Below are 23285 nucleotides of genomic sequence, written 5' to 3'. Positions count from 1 at the left end.
TCGGCGGTCAGGTCGGCGCGGACCTGAGGGTGTCCACGACCGGTCGCCGGGCGGCGACCATCGCGGGGATGGCGGTGAGCGCGGCGATGGCGAGCAGGACTCCGAGCGCGGTGGCGAGCAGCGAGGAGTGGGGTGGGTACTGGACCTCACCGGTGCTGACGAACGCGACAAGCCCGACGCCGGCCGGGATCCCCACGGCGACGCCGGGGATGGCGGGAAGTAGTTGCGCCACCGCCAGGCCCAGGCCGGCCTGCGCGGGCGTCGCACCGAGCGTCCGCGCGACGGCCAGTGGCTGGCGGGCGTCGAGGACTGCGGTCCAGGCGCTCACGACGGCGTTGATGAGCGCGAGGACGCACAGCACGACGGTCAGCACGAGCGTGGCCTGCTCGCCCCGTTCCACCCGGGGATTGGCGAGTTCGGTGTAGCCGAGGTCGAAGTGCACAGCCTGGGAGTTGACCATGAAAATGCCGACGAGTGTGGTCGTGGTGATCAGGGTGTTGACGGTGACCAGCCGGGCGCGGCGCGGCCGGCGCGCGTTGATACGCACCCCGATCAGCAGGGCGGTGGGCAGCCGCCGCGACAGCCAGATGCGCCACCGCCGGCGGCGCGGTGGCGTTGCGGCGTCGGCAAGCGCGTGAACGGTGCTGGTGGCGGCCGCGCGCAACACCGGCACCACGGTCGCCGCCACAGCGATCGCGAGGGCAAGGACCGTGACGGCGACCACCATGCGCAGCGCAGGTGGCTGGGCGTTGACGGAGCCGATGAGTCCGGCGCTGGGGCGGATCAGCGCGGGTGCGGCGAGCCAGCCCGTGACGAGGCCCGTCGCTGCGGCGGCAAGCCCGATCGCCAGATACTCGGCGAGGTGGACGGCGGCGATCATGGCCGGTCCGGCGCCGACGGCCTTGAGTAGCCCCACTCGGCGACGCTGGCCGATGATCCGGCCCGCGACGATGCCGGCGACGCCGGCCAGCGCAAGGCCGTTGAGTAGCCAGCTGCCGACGAGCAGAGCGATCTGCGCGTCGCTGTACAGCCGACCGTTGAGGTAGCTGATCGCCTGCCAGGTGGTCAGTTGGTCGCCGATGGGGTACGTGCTGCTGGCCGCCGGGTCGGCGAGTCTGAGGTTGAGGGTGTACGACAGCGGCTGACCGCCCGCGAGCGTGGCGATGTCGCTCTGGTCGACCCAGACCAGGCCGCCGCGTTCGACCAGGACGCTGCCGGGGTAGTGCCACCCGGCGTAGGGGTACGTCGCTCTCGCGGCGGTGACCGCGGTCCCGAGCACGCGCAACAGATGGCCGCCGATGTCGACGGTGTCGCCGGTGCGGATGCCGAGGGCGTCGGCGAAGGCGCGCTCGACGACTACGCCGCCGGGGCGTACCCAGGTGCCGTCGGTCACGGCTGGTCGGTCGATCGACGCGGGTGTGGCGTCCCGACCCGCTACCACTGTGTGCGCGGACTTGCCGCGGGCTGTCATCGTCAGGTAGGCGATCGGGAAGGGGCCGCTGTGATCGGTGACGCCGGCCCCGGTGGTCAGCGATGCGAGCTCGTCCAGTGCCGCCTGACCGGTGGCCCGGGGTGTGACGATCACGTCTGGGCCGGCGGTGGCGGTCCGGGTCTGCTGGTACGGCCGATCGGCGACTTCGTTGAGGGTGAGGCCGATGGTCAGTGTGGCGGTGGCGGCGGTGATCGCGGTCAGGAGCAGGATGGTTTCGGTTCGGCGGCGGCGCAGGTCCCGCATCAGCAGCCGGCAGACGAGCAGGAGGCGGCCGGCCATCTCAGCGCCGCCCGTCGTAGAGGGTGCCGGTGGCGGAGCCGGCAAGCCGGTTGTCGTCGACGAACGCGCCGTCACGCATGGCGATCACCCGGTCGGCGACCGCTGCGATGCGGGGGTCATGGGTAACCACCACCAGGGTCTGTCCTGCGGTGCGCAGCTCCTCGAACAGCCGCAGCACGTCCAGGGTGGCGGCGCTGTCCAGGTTGCCGGTGGGTTCGTCAGCCAGTACGACCAGCGGCTCGTTGCTCAAGGCGCGGGCGATGGCGACCCGCTGGCGCTGCCCACCGGACAGCGCCGAGGGCAGGTGCCTGGCGCGGTCGGCCAGCCCCACCCGGTCCAGCAGGTACATCGCCCGTTTGCGGGCCCGCCCCGGTGACTGGCCAGCCAGCAGCGCGGCCAGCTCCACATTCTCCACCGCGGTGAGCTCGTCCATGAGCTGGAACGACTGGAAGACGAACCCGAGGTTGTCACGCCGCAGCCGGGCCAGGGCGCGTTCGCTCATCGTGTCGATGCGACGGTCGGCGAGCCACACCTGCCCGTCGGTCGGGCGTTGCAGCCCGCCGAGCAGGTACAGCAGGGTGGACTTGCCGCAGCCGCTGGGCCCCATCACCGCCAGCGACTGTCCGGCCGGCACGTCCAGATCGACCTCGTCGACCGCCCGGACCAGCGCTCGCTCGCCGCCGTACCGCATGCTCAGCCCGCGCGCCTGCAACACCGTCGACCCGGTCACGCCCCCGCCTTCCGCCTGGTCGGATCACACTCAGCCCACACGCGTTCACACGCCTCCAGCCATGCCAGGTCGGCCCGCAGCCGTAACACGACACCCTCCAGCAGCAGCCCGGCAACCGGATCCACCGACCGGTCCAACGCTGCCCGTTGGGCGTCGCGCAGCCGGCGCAGCACCTCACGCCGCTGCGCGTCGACCAAGGCCACCGGATCGGCCAGCCGGGCGGTCGCGGCAGCCACCAACTTGAGGTGAAACTCCGCGAGGTCCGGCTTCGGCCAGTTCACCTCGGCCAGCCAGGTGGCGACCCGCTGCTGCCCCGTCGGCGTCAGCGCGTACACCCGGCGTTCGGGCCGGTCCGGCAGGCCCTCGACCCGCTGCGAGGTCACCAGCCCCGCCTTGCCCAGGCGGGTCAGCGTCACGTAGATCTGCCCGGCGTTCATCGCCTCGCCCAGCGGGCCGAGCGCGGCACGCAGCCTGCTGCGCAGCTCGTATCCGTGCGCCGGCTCCTTGGCCAGCATGGCCAGCACCACGTCCTGCACCAAGCACGTCCTTCGTCTAGATCGTTAATGGATAACGGCTAGCTATAGCGCTGTCAAGTAGGAGGGAGTGAAACCCGTTCGTCAACTGGAGTTGACATGATGTGCGCTGTCAACGTATGTTGACGGCATGAGTCAGGCGACAGAACTCGCGGCGGCAGCCGGCAGCACCGACCCCCGGGTCGGGCTGCGTGCCGTCCGCGCGCTACGCCGGCTGCTCGAGCGGCTCGAGGTGGTCCAGGTGGACAACGCCCGACGACAGGGCTGGTCCTGGCAGGAGATCGCCGACGCGCTCGAGGTCAGCCGGCAGGCGGTCCACAAGAAGCACGCCGGGCGACCGGCGGTCAACTCATCCTGGGAGGCGTGATGTTCGAACGGTTCACCGACCGGGCGCGCGACGTGGTGCGGCGGGCGCTGGAGGAGGCACGGGTCGAGGGTCGACGGCCTGTCGGCACCGAACACCTGCTGCTCGCCCTCCTCTCCGACGACGCGGGCCTGGCCAGCCGGGTGCTCGCCGACGTCGGTGTGCGCGCCGACGACCTGCGCGAACGGGTACGCCGGCACACCACCACCGGTGGCGCCGGTCTCGGCGACGCCGACGCGGCGGCCCTGCGGGAGATCGGCATCGACCTCGCCGCGATCGTGGCCCGCATCGAGCAGTCCTTCGGCCCGGACGCGCTACGCGAGGCGGTGCCGGCGCCACGCCGCCGCTGGGGACGCAAGCGGTACCTCGGCGGCCCGTTCTCGCCCCGGTCGAAGAAGGCGCTGGAGTTGTCCCTGCGGGAGGCGCTGCGCCTGCGTCACAAGCACATCGGCACCGAGCACATCCTGCTCGGGGTGCTCCGGGAGGGGCAGGGGCTGGGCGCGTTGGTGCTCACCGAGTCAGGGATCGACCTCGATGACCTGCGCCGCCGGGTGGAGATCGCGCTCCGGGCGGCGGCGTGACGGGTGAACTCGCGTTGAAACCTGTCTGTGGCGCTTCCGACGCCGCCGGGTCGCCGGGTCGCTGAAGCCGTCCGGTTGCTGCACACTGGCGCCGTGGATGCTGGACACGACAGGCGGCCCTCGGGCGGCGACGGCGGGCTGCGCTCCGCGGTGGTGGTCAACCCGTCGAAGGTCGACGATCTCGACGAGCTGCGCCGCGTCGTCGACGACGCCCTCGCCGCGGCCGGCTGGCCCGCGCCGCAGTGGCACGAGACGACAGTCGAGGACCCGGGCCGGGGCCAGACCGAACAGGCCGTCAAGGACGGCGTCGACCTGGTCTTCGCCTGCGGCGGCGACGGCACCGTGATGGCCTGCGTCAGCGGGCTGGTCGGCACCGACGTGGCGCTGGCCGTGCTGCCCCAGGGCACCGGCAACCTGCTCGCCGCCAACCTGGGCCTCTCCACCGACCTGGCCGCCGGGCTGCAGGTCGCCGTCGAGCGGGGCCGACGACTGCTCGACGTCGGCGCCGTCGAGGACAAGTACTTCACAGTGATGGCGGGCATGGGCTTCGACGCCCAGATGCTCGAAGCCACCAACGAGACCACCAAGGCCCGCATCGGCTGGCCCGCGTACGTGATGGGCGCCGTCCGCCACCTGCGGGACCGGCCGATGCGGGTGCAGATCCGCGTCGACGACCGCCCACCGGTACGCCGCCGGGCCCGCTCGGTCCTGATCGCCAACGTCGGTCGACTCCAGGGCGGCGTCACACTGCTCACCGAGGCGGAGCCGGACGACGGTTGGCTCGACGTCGCCGTGCTCACACCGCACAACCTGCGGCACTGGCTCGCGCTCGGCTGGGCGGTGGTCCGTCGCCGCGGTGAGGTGCCTCGGATGGAGGTGTTCCGCGGCAAACGCGTGGTGATCACCAGCAGTCGGGCCCAGCCGCGTGAGCTGGACGGCGATCTCATCTCCCCGGGCCGGCAGCTCCGGGCGGAGATCCGACCGGAGGCGCTCTGGCTGTGCGTCCCCCAGCCGGAGGACGCACCCGACCTGGCCGTCGACGCGCAGGGCGCCGGAGAGCGGGGCGAGCAGCTGATCGAGGAAGCGCGCCGTGAGTAGTACCCGGATCGTGCCGGAGACCCGGCTGATGGCCGACGAGGAGCTGTCCGCCGACGACGCCTGGCACACTCTGCGCCGGGAGGGCGGCTGGCACCTGCTGCGCGACGCTTTCATCAGGTTCCGCTACGGAGACGGCTTCAGCCACTCCCGTGCGTTCGCGCTGCAACTCTGCCTCGCCGTGGTGCCGTTCCTGATCGCCCTCACGGGGCTGATCACCGAGCTGGGCGTCGAGGAGGGCGGCCGGGTCGTCGCCGACACCGTGCTGGCGCTCACCCCCGGTCAGAGCGCGGAGGTCGTCGGTGACCTGCTCGGCGAGGGCGAACGTGCCGAGGACGCCGGCGAGCTTGCGCTGACTCTCGGTCTGCTCACCGGCCTGGTCGCGCTGACCACCACGATGGCCCAGATCGAGCGGGGCGCCAACCGCATCTACGGCGTCGAACGGGATCGCCCGGCGCTGCGCAAGTACCTGCGCGCCGCCGTGCTGGCCGTCACCGCCGGCCTGCCCGCGCTCGCCGGCTTCCTGATCCTCGTCGGCGGTGGCGCGATGGGCCGCTCCGTGCGGGAGCACTACGAGTGGGGCGCGCTCGCCAACGTCATCTGGAACGTGGTCCGCTTTCCCCTCAGCCTCGGGCTGACCGTCCTCGCCGTGGCGGTACTGTTCCGCCACGCCCCGCGTCGCAACCAGCCCGGCCTGTCCTGGCTGTTCTTCGGCGCGGGCATCGCCACCGCCCTCTGGTGGCTGGCCAGCCTGCTGCTCGCCGCGTACGTCAAGTTCAGTGACGGTTTCGGGCAGACCTACGGCGCGTTGACCGGCATGATGGCGCTGCTGCTCTGGGCCAACCTGACCGGCATGGCGCTCTTCGGTGGTCTGGCGTTCGCCGCCCAGCTGGAGGCGCTGCGCATCGGTGTCCAGGAACCGGCCCAACCGGATCTGTGGGAGCCCGACACCGACCGGGCCGAACTGCTCGACACCGGGGACATGACAGCGCTGTAGCGACGCCCCGCGTGTACGCGTGACGCGGATCGGGTAAAGCGCCTCGCCAGAGCCGACAAGGGAGGTGCGGGGTGACCGCGGTCAAAGAGGTGGCACGGCGCCCGATCGGGCATTTCGCCGAACGGAGCATCGCCGGCCTGGTGGCCGTCACCGGCGCCGGGGTGGCCTTCGGGTTGCTGTTGATGCTCGTGCGGGTCCGGTGGAGCCCTCTGCAGGACGCCGACCACGCCGCCGCCGAGTGGTTCAACGGGCTCGTCGCCCCGCACCACGCGCTCGTCACCGTCCTCCAGGCGGTGACCGACCTGGGTGGCCGGCCGATCCTCATCTGGTTGGTCACCATCGCCGTGGTCGGGCTGCTGATCCGGCGTCAGCCTCGCCTCGCCGTCTACCTGATCATCACCGGGGTCGGTGGCCTGATCCTGGACCCGTCCCTGAAGACGTTGGTCGGCCGGCTCCGCCCGATCGTGGACGTGCCGATCGCCAGCGCCCCCGGCAACAGCTTCCCGAGCGGGCACGCGCTCGGCTCGTTCGTCGCGTACGGGGCACTGCTGCTGGTGTTCCTGCCGGCCATGGCGCCCCGCTGGCGTAAGCCGGCGATCGTCGGCGTCGGCGTGCTGGTGGCACTGATCGGTCTGACCCGGATCGCGCTGGGCGTGCACTTCGTCTCGGACGTGCTGGGCGGTTGGCTGCTCGGCGCGGCCTGGCTGGGCGTCACCGCGTACGCCTTCCGGCTGTGGCGTCGCGAACGCGGACGACCGGTGCCGCCGCTCACCGAGGGCCTGGAGCCGGAGGCGGGGCACGACATCGCGCCCGCCCCGGCCGAGGAGCACGTGCTGGCCCACCCCCGGTCCGCGGTGGCCGAACTGCTGGTCGGCTGGGTGCTCGTGTTCGGTGCGCTCTACGGCTTCGGCACCTACGTCAGCTACCACGCCAAGGGCACCTTCTTCGACACCCTCGACACCGACGTTCCGCGCTGGTTCGCCGAGCGGCACACCGACACGTTGACCGAGGTGAGCTGGTGGTGGAGCAAGTTCGGTGACACCCACGCGATTCTGCTGATCTCGCTGGTGTTCTGTCCGCTGGTGCTGGCGGTGTGGCGGCGCTGGCGGCCGGTGCTGTTCGTGGCGCTGGCGATGGTCGGTGAGCTGACCCTGTTCCTCGCGTCGGCCCGAGCCGTCGACCGGCCTCGCCCGGCGGTGGAGAACCTCGACGGGCAGATGCCCACCTCGTCGTTCCCGTCCGGGCACATCGCCGCCACGATCTGCGTCTGGCTGGCGATCACAGTCATCGTGTTCCCGCGTACCGACAGGTGGTGGCGTTGGATCTTCGTGGGGTTGGCAGTGCTCATGCCGGTCGGTGTGGCCACCTCCCGGATGTACCGGGGCATGCACCACCCGACCGACTTCATGGGTGCGATCCTGCTGTCCGCGCTCTGGATCGGGCTGCTCTACCTCGTGATCCGCCCCAACGCCGATCTGAAGGAAGGCAACCAGCCGGCCATCGAGTCGGAGGACGTGGACACCCTCGACGACGAGCTGGCGCGGGCCGGCCGGCCGGACTGAGCGTCGCCGTGCTGCGGTTGATGACCTGGAACATCCGCACCGGTGGTCGGGACCGTGGCGGCTCCGACCGGCTGGACCGGGTGGTCCAGGTCGTCGAGGAGCAGGCGCCGGACGTGCTGGCCCTCCAGGAACTGCGCGGCTTCGACCGCGACGGGCTGATGGCGGCCGTGGCGGACCGGGTGCGGATGACACCGCACCTGGCCAGGTCCTGCTTCGGGCAGCCGGTCGCGGTCCTGGTCCGCCCGCCGTACCGGGTCGTCGACGCGGGGACCCTGCGCCGGCCCTTCCACCACGCCGCCGCCCGCGTCGTGGTGGACACTCCCGCCGGCCCGTTGACCGTTCTCGGCACCCACCTCCATCCGTACTCCGGCGGACGGCGGCGGATGGAGGTCGACTGGCTGGCCGCTGCGGTGCGACGCAGCCGAGGGCCGTTGACACTGCTCGCCGGTGACCTCAACTCGCTCGACCCGGCCGTCGACCACACCGCTCGCCTGGCCGGCATGCCCATCCTCTACCGGCGGCGGCACCTGCGTCGGGGCGGGGGCACGGTGGACACCCGGGCGATCGCCCGGCTGCTCGCCGCCGACCTGGTCGACCTGTGGCCGGCGTGCAACGTCGGGGTGCCGGAGCCCGACGGTCACACCGTTCCCACCAGGTTCGGCGGGGCCGAGTTCGCCGGGATGCGCCTGGACTATCTGCTCGCCACCCGGGCCCTGGCGGAACGGGTGGGCGACTGCCGGGTGATCCGCGGCGGAGCGGCGGACACGGCCTCCGACCACTATCCACTCCTGGCCACCATCGACCTGTGACCGGAAGGGGCCCCGCGCGTGGCGCGGCACGGCTACCGTGCCCACCGTGACCGACCGCCCCACCGTCCGGCCGCCGCTTCCCGGGCCACCGCCCGATCGTCCGGCCGCGCCGACGGCGACGCTCGCCGCCCGCGCCCCGTCGGCCGTCCACACGGCCGAGCCGGCCACCGTCGCGTTTCCGCTCGTCGCGGCCGTCGCGCGCGGTGTCGCGCTGGTCTTCGTGCTGCCGGTACGCCTGCTCTGGGAGCTGATCACGGCTGCCGGCCGGCTGCTGTATCGGCACCTGCTCAGCCCGGCCGGTCGGTTCCTGCGCGACTGGCTGATGGCTCCGCTGATCTGGGCCCTGCACCGGCTGCTGTGGCGTCCCCTGGTCTGGTGCGCTCGCAACCTGATCTGGCTCCCGTTGACCTGGGCGGCACGCCATCTCGTCTGGCTGCCACTCGTGTGGCTCGGCCAGGGTGTTGCGTGGGTGGCCCGTACCCTCGTCTGGTCGCCGCTGGTGTGGTTGGCCCGCGGTGTCGCGTGGGTGGTCCGCACCCTCGTCTGGTTCCCGCTGGTCTGGCTGGCGTACGCCCTCGCCTGGGTGGCCCGCACGGTGGTCTGGTCGCCGTTGGTGTGGTTGGCCCGCCGAGGGCTGCGCCCGCCTCTCGTGGCTCTGGGCCGCGTGCTGGTCTGGCTCACCGAGCATCTGGTCCTGCGGCCGCTGCGATGGGTGGGAGCGGCGCTCACCCCGTTCGGCCGCCTGGTGTGGCGCGGCGTCGGCATGCTCGCCGGGGCGTTGGGCATCGCACTAGCCGGGCTCGTACGCGGAATCCGTTGGGTCGTCGTGGGGTTCGGCCGGTTGGTCGTCGTGGCGGTGGTCGGTGCGTGGCGGACCGCCGGTTGGGTGCTGCGGCTGGTCTACCGACTGGTCCTGCGCCCGATCGGCCACGGGTTGCGCTGGTTGTGGCGGCACACGGTGCGTCCGCTGCTGTCGGGCGTTCGCTGGGTCTGGTCGGTGACTGTCGTGTCGGTGGCGCGCGGCCTACGAGCGGCCTGGCGGGCAACCGTCACGCCGGCGGCCCGCTGGACCCGCCGCGCGGTGCTCGACCCGGCCCGAGTGGCCTCCCGGGAGGTGCTCGGCGCTCTGGGTCTGCGCCGCTGACCGCGCGTTACAGCACCAGGTTGACCAGGACGGTCAGCACCACCGAGGCCACGATCGAGAAGAGGATCATCAGGAGGCAGCCGATGCCACCACCGAGCGGGCGGATCTCCGTGTTACCGATGCGCATGGGTTTCACCTGTCCGTGAGTGCGGGCTGCGGGGCGAGGAGGCGGCGGATCGCGTCAGCGACCCCCACCGGTGCGGTCGTGACCACGTTGTGCGCGGCACCGGGTACGACAGTCAGGTCGGCGTCCGGCACGAGCCGGGCCGCCTGGTCGCGCCACCGCGCCGGCACCACCGGGTCACGGCCGCCGGTCAGCACGAGGGTCGGCGTGGTGATCCGCACGAGGTCGGCCTCGATCGCGTTGTGCACCGAGTGCGACAGCGTCGCGAAGACCCGCCAGGGCCGGGCGTCCCAGATGTCCCGGACCAGGATCGGCGCCTGCAACGGTGCCTCGCGCAGGGTGTCCACCAGCCACCTGCCGAACAGGGCCCGTCGGGACCGGGCCACCGGGTCACTGGTCGGCCCGGCCAGCACCAGCGCGCGTACCGCACCCGGGTGGTTCACGGCGACCGCGGCGGCGACCTCCGCGCCGAACGAGTGCCCCACCAGGCAGACCGGCGGCAGTTGGTACGCGGCCAGCCAGGCGGCCAGGTGGTCGGCGTGCCCTGCCACGTCGTACGCGCCCCGGGGGTGTTCGCTCAGACCGAAGCCGGGCAGGTCCGGCGCGTACACCGGGTTGGTGGTGGCGAGCGCGGCGGCCAACGGGGTGAGATAGCGGTGCGAGACGGCCAGACCGTGCACCAGCACCACGGGCGTCGCCCCGGTCGCCGGGTCGGCAGCCCGCCGGGTGTGGGTACGCAGTCCGTCGACGAGCCGCCAGTCGCTAATCAGCCCGGCGGCCGGCCGGGGGGCGGCCAGGGCGAGCCGAAGCTCCCCCAGCCCGAACCGGCCGGCGGGCGTGAGCCCGGCAGGCGGGCGCGGCCCACCTGCCGTCGGGTCGCTCACAGCTCGCGCAGTCGGGGCAGCAGCTGATCCTGCGCCCAGTCCAGGAACATCGGCTGGCTCTCCCCACCGACCTGGATGATCGCCACGTGGGTGAAGCCGGCGTCGACGAACTTGCGGAACGCCTCGACGTGCGCGTCCACGTCCGGGCCGCAGGAGATGCCCTCGGCGACGTCCTCCTCCCGGACGAACTGGGTGGCGGCGGCGAACGACTCCGGGCCGGGCAGGTCGGCGTTGACCTTCCACCCCATCCCGAACCAGCGGAACTGGTCGTGCACGATCTTGCGGCACTCCGCCTCGTCGGGGCCGTAGCAGATCGCCACCTGCCCGTAGCGGGGCTGGCCGGCACCGCCGGCGTCGTCGTACATCTCGATGATGTGCCGGTCCGGTTCGGTAGAGATGATGCCGCTGCCGTACTCGGCCGCCAACGTCGCGGACTGCCGACCGGACGCCGCGATGGCCATCGGCACCGGCCGCTCCGGCCGGTCCCAGACATAGGCGTCGGGCACGTCGAAGTGGTTGCCGGAGAACGTCAGCGTCTCGCCGTTGAGCAGCGGCCGGATGATCTGCAACGCCTCCTCGAACATCTCGTGGCGCTGCTGCACGTGGGGCCAGCTGCCGACGACGTGCTCGTTGAGGTTCTCGCCCGCCCCGAGGCCCAGGGTGAAGCGGCCGTCCGAGAGCGCCCCGATCGTGCTGGCCTTCTGCGCGACGACGGCCGGGTGGTAGCGGCGGATCGGGCAGGTCACGAACGACATCAGCTGCGCGCGGGAGGTGGCGTGGGCGACCGCGCCGAGCACCGACCAGGCGTACGGCGAGTGGCCCTGGGAGTCCAGCCAGGGGTAGTAGTGGTCGGAGACCACGAGTTGGTCGAAGCCGGCCGCTTCGGCTCGGATGGCGTGGTCCACCAGTTGCTTGGGACCGGCCTGCTCGCTCATCAGGGTGTAGCCGACGCTGACCATCCTGGTTTCCCCTCTCCACCGACGGATCGTTCCCGGGATACCCAGGTCGGCAGCCGTCAACCCTCCCGTCCGGTTCGGCTCCGGCGATGCTTGACGGATCGCGGCGACCTGCCTACCGTCGCTCTTAACCGGTTAAGAGCCGGATGTGGCGCACATCCTGTGGTGGGGATGATCGCCCCGTGACGGCCTGCGCCTGCGTGGGCCGTTGCGGCTGTTCGGGCCCAGAGCCTGACTACTGAACCGGTTGCGACTGCCTATCCATCGCCCTACGCTGATGCGTGCGTTCCGGGAGCCGGGCGCGGCTGCCGGGCTGCAGCCGCCTTCCCCTGTCTCGTCCCACCCCTGTCGGGCACCGGGGGTTCTTCCTGAGGAAGGCCATGAAGACTCGACTCTCTGCCGTCGGCGCGGCGCTGCTCGCGTTGCTCGTCGCCGTGCTGGCGTTCGGCCAGCCGGCGCACGCGGCGGCTGGCTTCTCCGTCGCGGGCGGCAAGCTGTACGACGCCAACGGCACCGAATTCGTCATGCGCGGCGTCAACCACGCGCACACCTGGTATCCACAGCAGACCAGCTCGTTCGCCGACGTCAAGGCGCTCGGGGCAAACACCGTGCGGGTGGTGTTGTCCAGCGGCGACCGGTGGACCCGCAACACCAACGCCGACGTCGCGAACGTCATCTCACTGTGTAAGGCCAACCGGCTGATCTGCGTGCTGGAGGTGCACGACACCACCGGGTACGGCGAGCAGAGCGGCGCCATCACCCTCGCCCGCGCGGTCGACTACTGGCTCAGTCTCGCCGACGTCCTCGTCGGTCAGGAGCGGTACGTCATCGTCAACATCGGCAACGAGCCGTACGGCAACCAGAACTACGCCTCCTGGGCCACCGACAACGCCAGCGCGATCACGCGCCTGCGTGCCGGCGGGCTGACCCACACCATCATGGTGGACGCGCCCAACTGGGGTCAGGACTGGTCGTTCACCATGCGGGACAACGCCGCGTCGGTCTTCGCCGCGGACCCGGCCCGCAACACCGTCTTCTCGATCCACATGTACGGGGTGTTCGACACCGCCGCCGAGATCAGCGACTATCTGGGCCGTTTCCGTTCGGCGGGGCTGCCCATCGTGGTCGGTGAGTTCGGCTTCAACCACTCCGACGGGAACCCGGACGAGGACGCCATCCTCGCGTACACCCAAGCCAACGGGATCGGCTGGTTGGGCTGGTCGTGGAGCGGCAACGGCGGCGGCGTGGAGTATCTCGACCTGGCCACCTCCTTCAACCCGGCCAACCTGACCACCTGGGGTCAGCGGCTCTTCAACGGCGCCAACGGCATCCGGCAGACCTCCCGGGAGGCCAGCGTCTTCGGCGGCACCCCGCCGCCGACCACTCCGCCTCCGACAACGCCTCCGCCCACCACCCCTCCGCCGACCACCCCTCCGCCGACGGGTGGCTGCTCGGCGACCTACACGGTGACCAACCAGTGGCAGGGTGGCTTTCAGGGTGAGGTCCGGGTGACCGCCGGCGCCGCCGCGATCACGGGTTGGACCACCCGGTGGACGTACGCCAACGGCCAGAGCGTCACCCAGGCCTGGAACGCGACGCTGACCAGCAGCGGAGCCACGGTGACCGCGCGCAACGCGGACTACAACGGCCGACTGGCCGCCGGTGCCAGCACCAGCTTCGGTTTCATCGGCGGCTGGACCGGCAGCAACGCCCCACCGGCGGTGAACTGCACCGCCGGTTGAGCGGGAGAGTGGTGGTGGCCGGGCCCGCACGGGCCCGGCCATTCCGCCGCCGCGCGGGGACCGTCGATCCGGTCAGTGCTCCCCGGACAGGTTCACGATGACCACCCCGGCGATGATCAGCGCAATGCCGGTGAGTTTGGTCAGCCCGACCCGCTCGTCCAGGAACACCGCCCCGATCGCCACGATGGCTGCGGTGCCCAGACCCGACCAGAGCGCGTACGCGACACCGACCGGGATCTCCTTGACCGCCTGCGCCAGCAGCAGGAATGCCAACACGTAGCCGGTCAGACAACCCACCGTCGGCCAGAGCCGGCTGAACCCCGCGGTGCTCTTGAGCAGGCTGGTCGCCAGCACCTCGGCGAGGATGGCGATCCCCAGCAGCACGTACGCCATACGGTCCCCAGTCCTGAATGCTCGACGGCGGATGTCGGTGGTCAGGCTATCGCCGGCGTCCGGCGCCGCTCGCCATCCAAGAGCCACCGTCGTCGCGTGGCCGCGTCGCACCTGCCCTCGGCGGACGACCCGGCTGGCGGATGGCCCTGGCTGACGGAGGACCCTGTCCCCGGCACCGCCGTGCGCACGCACCGGGCCTACCGCATCGTGGGTCAGTCCTCGGGTTGCACCGGTGCTGGTTCGGCGGCGAGCCGGGCCGCTCGCATGGTGAGGTAGCGCTGCTCGGGCAGGCTGTTCGTGCGCGCGGCGGCGGCCCGGTAGTCGGCGATCGCCCGATCCCGGTCGCCGGCCATCTCGTGCAGGTGTGCGCGGGCAGCGGGCAGTCGGTGGTGTCCGGCGAGCTGGGGGTCGTCGGCCAGCGCGTCGACGGCCGCGAGACCGGCTGCCGGCCCGTGCACCATGGCGGTCGCCACGGCCCGGTTGAGCGCCACCACGGGGCTGCCGGCGAGTCGTTCCAGCACCTCGTAGAGCGCCAGGATCTGCGGCCAGTCGGTCGCCTCGGTGCTCGGCGCCTCGTCGTGCAACGCGGCGATGGCGGCCTGTACCTGGTACGGGCCGACCGGCCCACGCGGCAGCGCCCGGGTGACCAGTGCGACGCCCTCGGCGATCGCCGCCGCGTCCCAGCGGCTGCGGTCCTGGTCGGACAGGGAGATCAGCTCGCCCGAAGGCCCGGTCCGCGCCGGGCCACGCGCCTCGGTGAGGAGCATCAACGCCAGCAGCCCAGCCGACTCGCTGTCGTCAGGCAGCAACGTGTGCAGCGCGCGGGTGAGCCGGATCGCCTCGGCCGCGAGGTCGACGCGACGCAGGTCCGGGCCGGTGGTGCTGGTGTGCCCCTCGGTGAAGATCAGATAGAGCACCTGCCGGACGGCCGTCAACCGACCGGCGCGCTCGGCCGGCTCGGGCATCCGGAACGGCAGCCCGGACGCGCGGATGCGCTGCTTGGCCCGGCTGATCCGCTGCGCCATGGTCGCCTCGGGCACCAGGAAGGCGCGGGCGATCTCGGCGGTGCTGAGACCGCCGACGGCGCGCAGGGTCAGAGCCACCGCTGACGTCGGGGCGAGCGCCGGGTGGCAGCAGAGCATCAGCAGGACCAGGGTGTCGTCCCGCTCGGCGGTCAACTCCTCGTCAGCGGCCGGCGCGTGCCGCTGGTCGTCCGGGTCCCGCCGGGCGACGAGATCCTCCCGGCGGCGTCGGGCCTGCTCACCGCGGACCAGTTCGATCATCCGGCGGTAGCCGACCTGGATCAGCCAGCCGCGTGGGTTGTCCGGCAGCCCCTCCGTCGGCCACTGGGTCGCGGCGGCCAGCAGTGCCTCCTGTACCGCGTCCTCGGCGGTGGCGAAGTCACCGAAGCGGCGGGCGAGCACGCCGAGGACCTGCGGCGCGAGGTCGCGCAGCAGGTCCTCGACGCGGGACTCGGTGGTCAGCGCTCACAGCTCCTGCGGTGGCGCGGACATCACTGGGTGCACCTCGATGGGCATGTTCAGCGGACGGCCACCCGGGCCGGGCGCGGTGGAGATGTGTGCGGCCAACTCCACCGCCCGCTGCGGGCTGTCGCAGTCGACGATCCAGAACCCGGCGAGGAACTCCTTCGTCTCGGCGAACGGCCCCTCGGTGACGACCGGCGTACCGCCCTCACCGGCGCGGACGATCCGGGCCTGCTGCGGCCCGCCGAGGCCCTGCCCGTCGACCCACTCCCCGGCGGCGGTGAGCTTCTCGTTGACCTCGCCCATGAACGCGATGTGCGCCTGGACCTCCGCCGGCGTCCAGGTGTCGATGCTCGGGAAGTCGGTCCCCGCGGCGCTGAACTGCATCAGCAGCATGTACTTCATCGTCTCGCTCCTCACACCTGCGCACCACCCTCGGTGCTCTCACAGTGAGGTAGAAGCAGACCGCACCGTTCTCGACACCCCGACCAAAGTTTTTCTAACCGGCCTCGACGACCTCCAGCACCAGGCTCTGCTCCGGGTGCAGCGCGGGCATCTGCAACCCCACCCGGGCCAACGCCGCCCCGGTCAGGACGACACCGTCCGCCAACCAGGTCAGCGTGGACCGGTCGATGCTCGCGGGCAGCGGCACGTCCGACACCGGTCGTACCCGGTAACGGCGCACAGGGTCCAGGCCGGGCAACCGGACCGCGCCGGGGGACGGCGTGGCGGAGGTGGCCAGCCGCGCCACCGCGTACACCCCCCGGGTTTTGTCACCGCCGACCACGCCGTGTGCCCAGACGGCCGGGTCCGGGTGGTCGACCCGGACCACCCGCCCGGCGTGCAGCAGCGGGCGCAGCCGTTTGTGCAGTGCCACCCAGGCGGCCAGTTCGGTCTGCTCGGCGGTGCTGATCGAGGCGATGTCCCACTCGATGCCGTGGTGGCCGAAGAGCGCGGTGGCCGCCCGGAAGCCGAGGTCGTGTACGCGGTTGGTGGTGTGCGAGCGCTGCGGGCCGATGTGCGTGCCGACGAGTTCCGGCGGCAGCAGCAACCCGGTCCAGCGTTGGATGCCGAGCCGTTCCAGGGCGTCGTTGCAGTCGCTGGCCCAGACCCGGTCGGTGCGGGCCAGGATGGCCAGGTCCACCCGGGCCCCGCCGGACGAGCAGCTCTCGATCTCCAGGCCCGGATGACGGCTGCGCAGTTGGTCGAAGAGCCGGTAGACCGCCACTGTCTGCCCGTGCACGCCGGGTCGGCCGTGGTGCCCGGCCTCGGTGAGGTCCCGGTTCTGGTCCCACTTGAGGTAGCTGATGCCGGGGTGTTCGGTGAGCAGGGCGTCGAGACGTTCCAGCACATAGGCGTACGCCTCGGGGCGGCCCAGGTCGAGCGCCTGCTGGTTGCGCCACGGCGGCGGCAGCCGCCCCGGTACGGCCAGCAGCCAGTCCGGGTGCGCGCGGAACAGGTCGGAGTCGGGGTTGACCATCTCCGGCTCCACCCAGAGACCGAACTGAAGGCCCTGGCCGGTCACGTGATCGATGAGCGGTTGCAGGCCGTCGGGCCAGACGCCTTCGTCGACGTACCAGTCGCCGAGGCCGGCGGTGTCGTCGCGCCGACCGCGGAACCAACCGTCGTCGAGGACGAACCGCTCCACGCCGATCTGCGCGGCCCGGTCGGCCAGGGCCCGCAGCCGGTCCAGGTCGTGGTCGAAGTAGACCGCCTCCCAGACGTTGAGGGTCACCGGCCGGGGGGAGCGCGGGTGTCCGGGTCGGGCCCGCAGATGCGAGTGGAGTACGTCGCTGAGCCCGTCCAGCCCGACGTCGGACCAGACGGCGTAGAGCAGGGGAGTCTCGTACGACTCGCCGGGGCCGAGCCGGACCTCACCGGGGGCCAGCAGTTCGCCGCCTCCGAGTGTCGACTCGCCGGTGGGTCGGCGCTCGGCGACGGTGACGTGGTCGCCGCTCCACGCGGTGTGCACCGCCCACACCTCGCCGTGCCCGAAGCCGAACCCGGCGGTGCCGGCCACCAGCAGCAGCGTGGCGTCGTGCCCGGTCCGCCCGTGTCGACCCTCGCGGACCCAGGCACCCTGCTGCCACGGGTGCCGTTGCGGGGACCGTTCCCGGCACCAGCGGCCGGTGAGGTCGAGCAGTTCGGTGGCGACCGGCGGCACCGGCAGCACGGGGGTCAGCTCCCGCAGCTCGTACGGGCTGTCGCCGTCGTTGCGCAGCCGGTGCCGGACGGTCAGCAGGCCGTACGGGTCGAGCGTGATCTCGATGGTCAGGGCCAGCCCGGCGGCGGCGTCCGCCGCCCGCACCGTCACCCGGGCCCCGCCGTCGGCGGGCTGGTCGACGTCCAGGTCGTCGAGGCGGAACGCGGTGGACCAGTCCCGTCCGTCGCGGTGCCCGGCCAGACCTGGGCGCCCGCCCCAGCCGGCGCTCGCCTCCGGCAGCAGGGACAGCACGGGCGGCTCGTCGAAGGCGCTCGGCACCACCGGCGGTACTGTCGCGTCGGTGAGCTGGCGCAGACCGTCGTCGTCGAGGTCGCCGACGTCGCCACCCCAGTGCACGACCCGGGGCAGCCCCGGGCCGCGCGCGTCGAGCACCAGGCTGGTCCGCGCGCGGCGCAGGTGCAGGATCGTCATCCCTTTGAGGCTCCCAAGGTCAGGCCCCGAACGAAGTGTCGCTGGAGCATGAAGAAGATCACGAGCGTGGGGATCGCGACGAGGACGCTGCCCGCCGAGACCAGGTTGTTGTCGGTGAAGAACTCGCCTCGCAGGTTGTTCAGCGAGCTGGTCACCGGGAACTTGTCGCCGGTGCGCATGAGGACGGTGGCCCAGAAGAACTCGTTGTAGATCCAGGTCACCTCCAGCGTTGCCAGCGCGGCCAGGGCCGGTCGGCACAGCGGCATGGTGACCTGCCAGTACTGCCGCCAGATGCTCGCCCCGTCGACCATCGCCGCCTCGTACAGGTCGCGGGGGAGCGCCTTCATGTAGTTGCTGAGTACGAAGACGCAGAACCCGCACTGGAAGGCGACGTTGATCAGGATCAGGCCCCAGTAGCTGTCGTAGAGCAACTCGGAGTCGCTCATGAACTCCGGCAGCGGCACCTCGGTGAACAACCGGAACAGCGGGATGAGCAACGCCTGCTGGGGCAGCAGGTTGGCCGCTGTGAACACCCCGAGCAGGACGATGTTGAGTTTCCAACTGAACCGGGCGATCACGAACGCCACGCAGGACGCGAGGAAGAGGGTCAGCAGCACCGCCGGCAGTGTGATGTACAGCGAGTTGAGGAAGTGCTGGCCGAACTCCGCCGTCCGCCAGGCGGTGACGTAGTTGTCGAAGGTCCAGCCGCCGAACGACACGTACCCGTTGGCGGCGGTGTAGTCGTACGAGCGCAGTGAGGTCAGCACCGCCCAGGCGATCGGGAAGAGCCAGGCCAGCGAGACGGCGATGAGGAAACCGTGCAGCAGCAGCCGCTGCGGGGTCAGCTTGCGCCGACGGACCGGAGTGTCGACGCTCATTCCCGGTTCTCCCTCATCACGGTAGCGAGGTAGATGGTGATGAAGACCAGCGAGACGACCAGCATGATCGTCGCCAGCGCCGAGCCGAACCCGATCCGGCTCGCCTCGCCCACCACGTTCTGGGTGACCAGCGCGGAGAGCAGTTCCAAGCCGTTGCGGCCCTTGTTGACCACCCAGACCAGGTCGAACGCGCGCAGTGACTCGATCACGGTCACCACCAGCACGATGATGTTGATCGGCCGCAGCACCGGGAAGACCACCCGGAAGAAGGTGCGGGTCTCGGACGCGCCGTCGACCGCCGCCGCTTCCCGCAGTGAGGGGTCGACGCCCTTCAGCCCGGCCAGGTAGAGCAGCATGATGTACCCGACGTGCCGCCAGCCGGAGGCGACCAGGACCGCCCAGATGTTGACGTTCGAGTCGCCGTACCAGTCGACGTTGCTGTTGAACGCGGCGTTGATCAGGCCCTGGTCGCGGGAGTAGAGCAGCTGCCAGACGAAGCCGATCAGCGCCAGTGACAGCACAACCGGCAGGTAGAGCGCGGTCTGGTAGAAGCGACTGCCGCGCAGTTCCTTGTCGAGCAGGACGGCCAGGAACATGCCGAAGGGCGTGGCGACCACGAACAGCGCCGCCAACCAGAGCAGGTTGTTCTGGACCGCCGGCACGAACGGCGGGTAGATGTTCACCACGTCGTCGTAGTTGCGCGCGCCGACGAACTCGATCTCGTTGAGTGGGCCGATGCCGTCCCAGTTGGTGCCGGACAGCAGCACGGTGGCTGCTGCCGGGAGCCAGACGAAGCCGGTGACGAGTAGCAGCGGCACGAGCACCATCAGCGTGATGACCACGCGGTCGGTGCGGGACAGGAGCCGTAGCCGCCGACGGCGGCCACCCGTGGGGGTGGTCGCCGCCGGCGGCGGCACGGCGCGATCCGCTTGGATCAGGGGCAGGTCGGACACGAGGTCCTCCCCCTTCCGCCGTCAGTCAGTGAAGATCGACTTCTTCTGGTTCTCGATGGACGAGGTGAGCCCGCTGATGTCCTTCGGGTTCTTGATGAACTGCTGGATCGCCGGGATGATCACCGTGGAGGCGAAGTCCGGCCGGGTGTCCCGGTCGAGGAACTGGGCGATCTCGGTGGCCGAGCCGACCAGTTCGGCTGCCTTCTTCTGCAACGCGGTGTAGCCGCCGACGTTCGCGCCGCTGTTGGCGACCAGGACGGCCGGGTCGTTCTTGAGCGTGATGTCGGCGGACTCCTTGCCGCCGAAGTACTCCAGCAGCTTGCGCGCGTTGTCCTCGTTCTTCGGCTTGCGGGCCATCATGTAGCCGTCGATCGGGGCGTCCAGCGCCTTGGCGCCGATCGACGGGTCGATCTCCGGGAAGGTGAAGAAGTCGAGGTCGTCCTGCTCGTCGTTGCTGAACTGCTGGCCGACGAAGAGACCGAGCAGGTACATGCCGCTCTTTTTCTGCTGCAACGACTGGGCGGCTTCCTGCCAGGTGCGCCCGAGGCTGTCCGGCTGGTGCAGCGGGAGCAGACCGGCCCAGGTGTCGAAGACCTTCTTGACCTTGTCGGAGGTCCAGGCCTCCTTGCCGGCCATCAGGTCGATGTGGAACTGGTAGCCGTTGATCCGCAGGTTGAGGATGTCGAAGGTGCCCATCGCCGGCCAGCCGTCCTTGTCGGCGAAGGCGATCGGGATCAGCCCGTCCTTCTTCATCTGCGCGCCGAGGTTGGTGAAGTCGGTGATGGTCTTCGGCACCTGGTAGCCGTACTGCTGCCAGACCGACTTGCGGTAGAAGACAGCCCACGGGTAGTACGTCGCCGGTACGAAGTACTGCTTGCCGTCGTCGCCGGTGGACGCCTTCTTGAACGCGTCGGAGAAGCCGGAGAGCTTGCTCCACACGTCGCTGATGTCGCCGGCCAGGCCCTTCTGGGCGAAGAAGCGCATCCGGTAGCCGGCGAACCAGGTGAACACGTCGTCCGGTTTGCCCTGGAGGTAGTTGTTGATGTTCTCCTGGAACGTGTTGTGGTCGACCGTGTTGATTCCAACCTGGACACCGGATGAGGTCTTGAACCCGTCGGTGACCTTGACCAGGACGTCCTTGGGCTTCGGGTCGGACTGGTTCGAGCCCAGCGACACGTCCTTCGAGGACCCGCCGGAGCCGGAGTCGTCGCCGCATCCGGCGAGTAGACCGGTGCCGAGCAGCGCTCCCGTGCCGGCCGCGCCGGCCAGCAGCGAGCGTCGGTTGATGCCGGCGACGGAGGGCGGTACGAGTCGAGCCAGGTACTCGGCCTGGGATTGGGGACGGGACATCTGTGCCTCCTGCGGATGAAGAGGTGCTAGTCCAAGGGTCAGCAGAGGGTGGTGAAGGCGAATCCGTCGTCGTGATCACTCATCGGGATCCACCGAGAATCCACATTGGCGAACACGAACGGCCATTGGGGCATCAAGCTACCCCTCCGTAGGCCTCTGTCAAGAGGGCTGTTCGCCTCTGATAACCCAGTCGTGACAAGGCTGTTACGGGGTAAACGTTGGAAAGAAAGTCGATGTTGGAACCTGTTGACTTGCGTACTTCAACCGGTGCACCCTCAGCTGTCATGCGGCGATGGCAGGGTGACGGCATCTATTTCGGCGGCGACTACAACCCCGAGCAGTGGCCCGAGCAGACCTGGTCGGAAGACGTCGAGTTGATGCGCCGGGCCGGCGTCAACCTGGTCTCCGTCGGGATCTTCTCCTGGGCGCTGCTGGAGCCCACGCCGGGCCGGTTCGAGTTCGCTTGGCTGGACCGGGTGCTGGACCTGCTGCACGACGGCGGCATCCACGTCGTCCTGGCCACCGCCACCGCCAGCCCACCGCCGTGGCTGGCCCGCGCCCACCCGGAGACGCTGCCCCGCCGCGCCGACGGCGCGATCCTCTGGCCGGGTGGCCGACAGGCGTACTGCCCCAGCTCCCCCGTCTTCCGGGAGCGGTCGTTGGAGTTGGTGCGGGCGGTCGCCGGCCGGTACGCCGAGCACCCCGCCGTGGTGATGTGGCACGTCTCCAACGAGCTGGGCTGCCACAACGTGCACTGCTACTGCGACGTCAGCGCCGAGGCGTTCCGCAGTTGGCTGCGGGAGCGCTACGGCGACCTGGACCGGCTCAACGACGCCTGGGGCACCGCGTTCTGGAGCCAGCGCTACGGCGACTGGGCCGAGATCAACCCTCCGCGCACCGCCCCGACCTTCGCCAACCCCACGCAGCAGTTGGACTTCCTGCGCTTCTCCTCCGACGAGCAGCGGGCCCAGCTGCGCGCCGAACGCGAGCTGTTGACGACGCTGGTCCGCCAACCGATCACGACCAACTTCATGATCGGCATGGCCAAGAACATGGACTACCACTCCTGGGCGCACGACGTGGACCTCGTGTCCAACGACCACTACCTGAACGCGGCCGACCCACAGGGGCACCTGGGGCTGGCGCTCGCCGCCGACCAGACCCGGGGCGTCGCCGGCGGTGCGCCGTGGTTGCTCATGGAGCACTCCACCAGCGCTGTCAACTGGCAACCGCGCAACGCGGCCAAGCTGCCCGGCCAACTGCGCCGCAACAGCCTGTCCCACGTCGCCCGCGGCGCGGACGGGGTGCTGTTCTTCCAGTGGCGCGCCTCCCGGGCCGGCGCCGAGAAGTTCCACTCCGCGCTGGTGCCGCACGCCGGGCCGGACACCAAGGTGTTCCGCGAGGTCTGTCAGCTCGGCGCGGACCTCAAGGCCCTCGCCGAGGTACGCGGCAGTCGGGTCGACGCCGACGTGGCGATCCTGTTCGACTGGGAGGCATGGTGGGGGGTCGGGTTGGATTCGCACCCCAGCGTCGACGTGACCTACGCCGACCGACTCAACGCCCTGTACGGCGCACTGTGGCGGGCCGGCGTGACCGCCGACATCGTGCACCCGTCGACCGACCTCAGCGGCTACCGGCTGGTCCTGGCACCGACCCTCTACCTGGTCCGGGACGCCGACGTCGAGGCCCTGCACCGCTACGTCGAGGGCGGCGGGACCGCCGCCGTCACCTACTTCAGCGGCATCGTGGACGCCAACGACCACATCCGGCTGGGCGGCTACCCCGGCGCATTCCGGGAGCTGCTCGGCGTACGGACCGAGGAGTTCTTCCCGCTGCGCGAGGGCGAGCAGGTCCGGCTGGACGACGGGAGCACCGCCGACGTGTGGACCGAATGGCTGCACACCGAGGGCGCGGAGGTGCTGGCGTCGTACACCGATGGGCCCTTGCCGGGTGTGCCGGCGCTGACCCGGCACCGGGTCGGCGACGGTGCCGCCTGGTACGTCGGCACCCGGCTGGACGAGCCGGCCACCGACCGGCTGGTCGCCCGGCTCGTCGACGAGGCCGGCGTCCGACCGGCCGCGCCGGCGCCGACGGGTGTGGAAGTGGTACGCCGACGCGACGGCGACCGCACCTGGCTGTTCGTGCTCAACCACACCGACGCGGAGGTACGGCTCCCGGCGGCCGGCGTCGAGTTGTTGACCGGCGCACCGTGTGCCGGTGAGCTGACAGTGCCGGCCGGTGAGGTGGCAGTCGTCCGAGAGGCCCGGGCCGATGCCTCCGCTGTGAAGGAGGTTCCCTGA

The 23285-nt window shown here is 71.0% G+C and carries 21 protein-coding genes; 9 read left to right on the top strand and 12 right to left on the bottom strand.

Annotation, left to right across the window (positions count from 1 at the left end):
• Positions 1–7: 7 nt before the first annotated feature.
• The 3 genes from O3438_RS13830 to O3438_RS13820 are packed head-to-tail and all read right to left on the bottom strand — an operon-like array spanning position 8 to position 3037.
• Positions 8–1771 (bottom strand): FtsX-like permease family protein, encoded by a 1764-nt coding sequence (locus O3438_RS13830; RefSeq protein WP_269680361.1) that lies wholly within the window; start codon positions 1769–1771, stop codon positions 8–10.
• Between the two features lies 1 nt (position 1772).
• Positions 1773–2501 (bottom strand): ABC transporter ATP-binding protein, encoded by a 729-nt coding sequence (locus tag O3438_RS13825; protein ID WP_269680360.1) that lies wholly within the window; start codon positions 2499–2501, stop codon positions 1773–1775.
• The gene (locus O3438_RS13820) at positions 2498–3037 is read right to left on the bottom strand and encodes a PadR family transcriptional regulator (RefSeq protein ID WP_269680359.1); all 540 of its coding nucleotides are present in this window, start codon (positions 3035–3037) and stop codon (positions 2498–2500) included. Before O3438_RS13820 ends, O3438_RS13825 begins: the two co-directional genes overlap by 4 nt.
• Before the next feature lie 127 nt (positions 3038–3164).
• Between O3438_RS13820 and O3438_RS13815 the strand changes: the two genes are divergently transcribed.
• The 7 genes from O3438_RS13815 (at position 3165) to O3438_RS13785 (ending at position 9586) form a co-directional block, all read left to right on the top strand.
• Complete coding sequence (locus tag O3438_RS13815; protein WP_007457155.1) at positions 3165–3401, top strand: HTH domain-containing protein; 237 nt, start codon at positions 3165–3167, stop codon at positions 3399–3401.
• Positions 3401–3979, top strand: a complete 579-nt coding sequence (locus tag O3438_RS13810) for a Clp protease N-terminal domain-containing protein (RefSeq protein ID WP_269680358.1) — start codon at positions 3401–3403, stop codon at positions 3977–3979. The genes O3438_RS13815 and O3438_RS13810 overlap by 1 nt, the downstream gene beginning before the upstream one ends.
• A 93-nt stretch (positions 3980–4072) precedes the next feature.
• Positions 4073–5077: a diacylglycerol/lipid kinase family protein gene (locus O3438_RS13805; protein ID WP_269680357.1), complete on the top strand. Its 1005-nt coding sequence runs from the start codon at positions 4073–4075 to the stop codon at positions 5075–5077.
• Positions 5070–6071 (top strand): YihY/virulence factor BrkB family protein, encoded by a 1002-nt coding sequence (locus tag O3438_RS13800; RefSeq protein ID WP_269680356.1) that lies wholly within the window; start codon positions 5070–5072, stop codon positions 6069–6071. The genes O3438_RS13805 and O3438_RS13800 overlap by 8 nt, the downstream gene beginning before the upstream one ends.
• Positions 6072–6142: 71 nt before the next feature.
• Entirely contained in the window at positions 6143–7633 is a 1491-nt protein-coding gene (locus O3438_RS13795) for a phosphatase PAP2 family protein (protein ID WP_269680355.1), read from the top strand.
• Positions 7634–7641: 8 nt separating this feature from the next.
• Entirely contained in the window at positions 7642–8442 is an 801-nt protein-coding gene (locus tag O3438_RS13790; RefSeq protein WP_269680354.1) for an endonuclease/exonuclease/phosphatase family protein, read from the top strand.
• Between the two features lie 46 nt (positions 8443–8488).
• Positions 8489–9586: a hypothetical protein gene (locus tag O3438_RS13785; RefSeq protein WP_269680353.1), complete on the top strand. Its 1098-nt coding sequence runs from the start codon at positions 8489–8491 to the stop codon at positions 9584–9586.
• 132 nt (positions 9587–9718) lie between these two features.
• On the opposite strand, the gene O3438_RS13780 is transcribed toward O3438_RS13785, so the two are convergent.
• Entirely contained in the window at positions 9719–10594 is an 876-nt protein-coding gene (locus O3438_RS13780) for an alpha/beta fold hydrolase (protein WP_269680352.1), read from the bottom strand.
• Positions 10591–11553, bottom strand: coding sequence for a TIGR03557 family F420-dependent LLM class oxidoreductase (locus O3438_RS13775; RefSeq protein WP_269680351.1), 963 nt, complete (start codon positions 11551–11553; stop codon positions 10591–10593). Before O3438_RS13775 ends, O3438_RS13780 begins: the two co-directional genes overlap by 4 nt.
• 377 nt (positions 11554–11930) lie before the next feature.
• Here O3438_RS13775 and O3438_RS13770 point away from each other — a divergent pair, with 377 nt between their 5' ends.
• Positions 11931–13292 (top strand): cellulase family glycosylhydrolase, encoded by a 1362-nt coding sequence (locus O3438_RS13770; protein ID WP_269680350.1) that lies wholly within the window; start codon positions 11931–11933, stop codon positions 13290–13292.
• 72 nt (positions 13293–13364) lie between these two features.
• On the opposite strand, the gene O3438_RS13765 is transcribed toward O3438_RS13770, so the two are convergent.
• The 7 genes from O3438_RS13765 to O3438_RS13735 form a co-directional block, all read right to left on the bottom strand.
• Entirely contained in the window at positions 13365–13685 is a 321-nt protein-coding gene (locus tag O3438_RS13765) for a DMT family transporter (RefSeq protein ID WP_269680349.1), read from the bottom strand.
• A gap of 212 nt (positions 13686–13897) precedes the next feature.
• Positions 13898–15109, bottom strand: a complete 1212-nt coding sequence (locus tag O3438_RS13760; protein WP_442929597.1) for an RNA polymerase sigma factor — start codon at positions 15107–15109, stop codon at positions 13898–13900.
• Positions 15110–15172: 63 nt separating this feature from the next.
• The gene (locus O3438_RS13755) at positions 15173–15574 is read right to left on the bottom strand and encodes a YciI family protein (RefSeq protein WP_269680348.1); all 402 of its coding nucleotides are present in this window, start codon (positions 15572–15574) and stop codon (positions 15173–15175) included.
• Between the two features lie 94 nt (positions 15575–15668).
• Positions 15669–17804 carry an alpha-galactosidase gene (locus O3438_RS13750; RefSeq protein WP_269680347.1) on the bottom strand — a complete coding sequence of 712 codons (2136 nt, stop codon included), beginning with the start codon at positions 17802–17804 and terminating at the stop codon, positions 15669–15671.
• Positions 17801–18682, bottom strand: a complete 882-nt coding sequence (locus O3438_RS13745) for a carbohydrate ABC transporter permease (RefSeq protein ID WP_269680346.1) — start codon at positions 18680–18682, stop codon at positions 17801–17803. The genes O3438_RS13750 and O3438_RS13745 overlap by 4 nt, the downstream gene beginning before the upstream one ends.
• Entirely contained in the window at positions 18679–19635 is a 957-nt protein-coding gene (locus O3438_RS13740) for a carbohydrate ABC transporter permease (RefSeq protein WP_269680345.1), read from the bottom strand. Before O3438_RS13740 ends, O3438_RS13745 begins: the two co-directional genes overlap by 4 nt.
• Before the next feature lie 21 nt (positions 19636–19656).
• Positions 19657–20985 (bottom strand): ABC transporter substrate-binding protein, encoded by a 1329-nt coding sequence (locus O3438_RS13735; RefSeq protein ID WP_269680344.1) that lies wholly within the window; start codon positions 20983–20985, stop codon positions 19657–19659.
• A gap of 284 nt (positions 20986–21269) precedes the next feature.
• Between O3438_RS13735 and O3438_RS13730 the strand changes: the two genes are divergently transcribed.
• Positions 21270–23285 (top strand): beta-galactosidase, encoded by a 2016-nt coding sequence (locus tag O3438_RS13730; RefSeq protein WP_269680343.1) that lies wholly within the window; start codon positions 21270–21272, stop codon positions 23283–23285.

The organism is Micromonospora sp. WMMC250 (genome assembly GCF_027460215.1).
Classification (GTDB): domain Bacteria; phylum Actinomycetota; class Actinomycetes; order Mycobacteriales; family Micromonosporaceae; genus Micromonospora; species Micromonospora taraxaci.
This window is presented reverse-complemented; position numbering and strand designations above follow the sequence as displayed.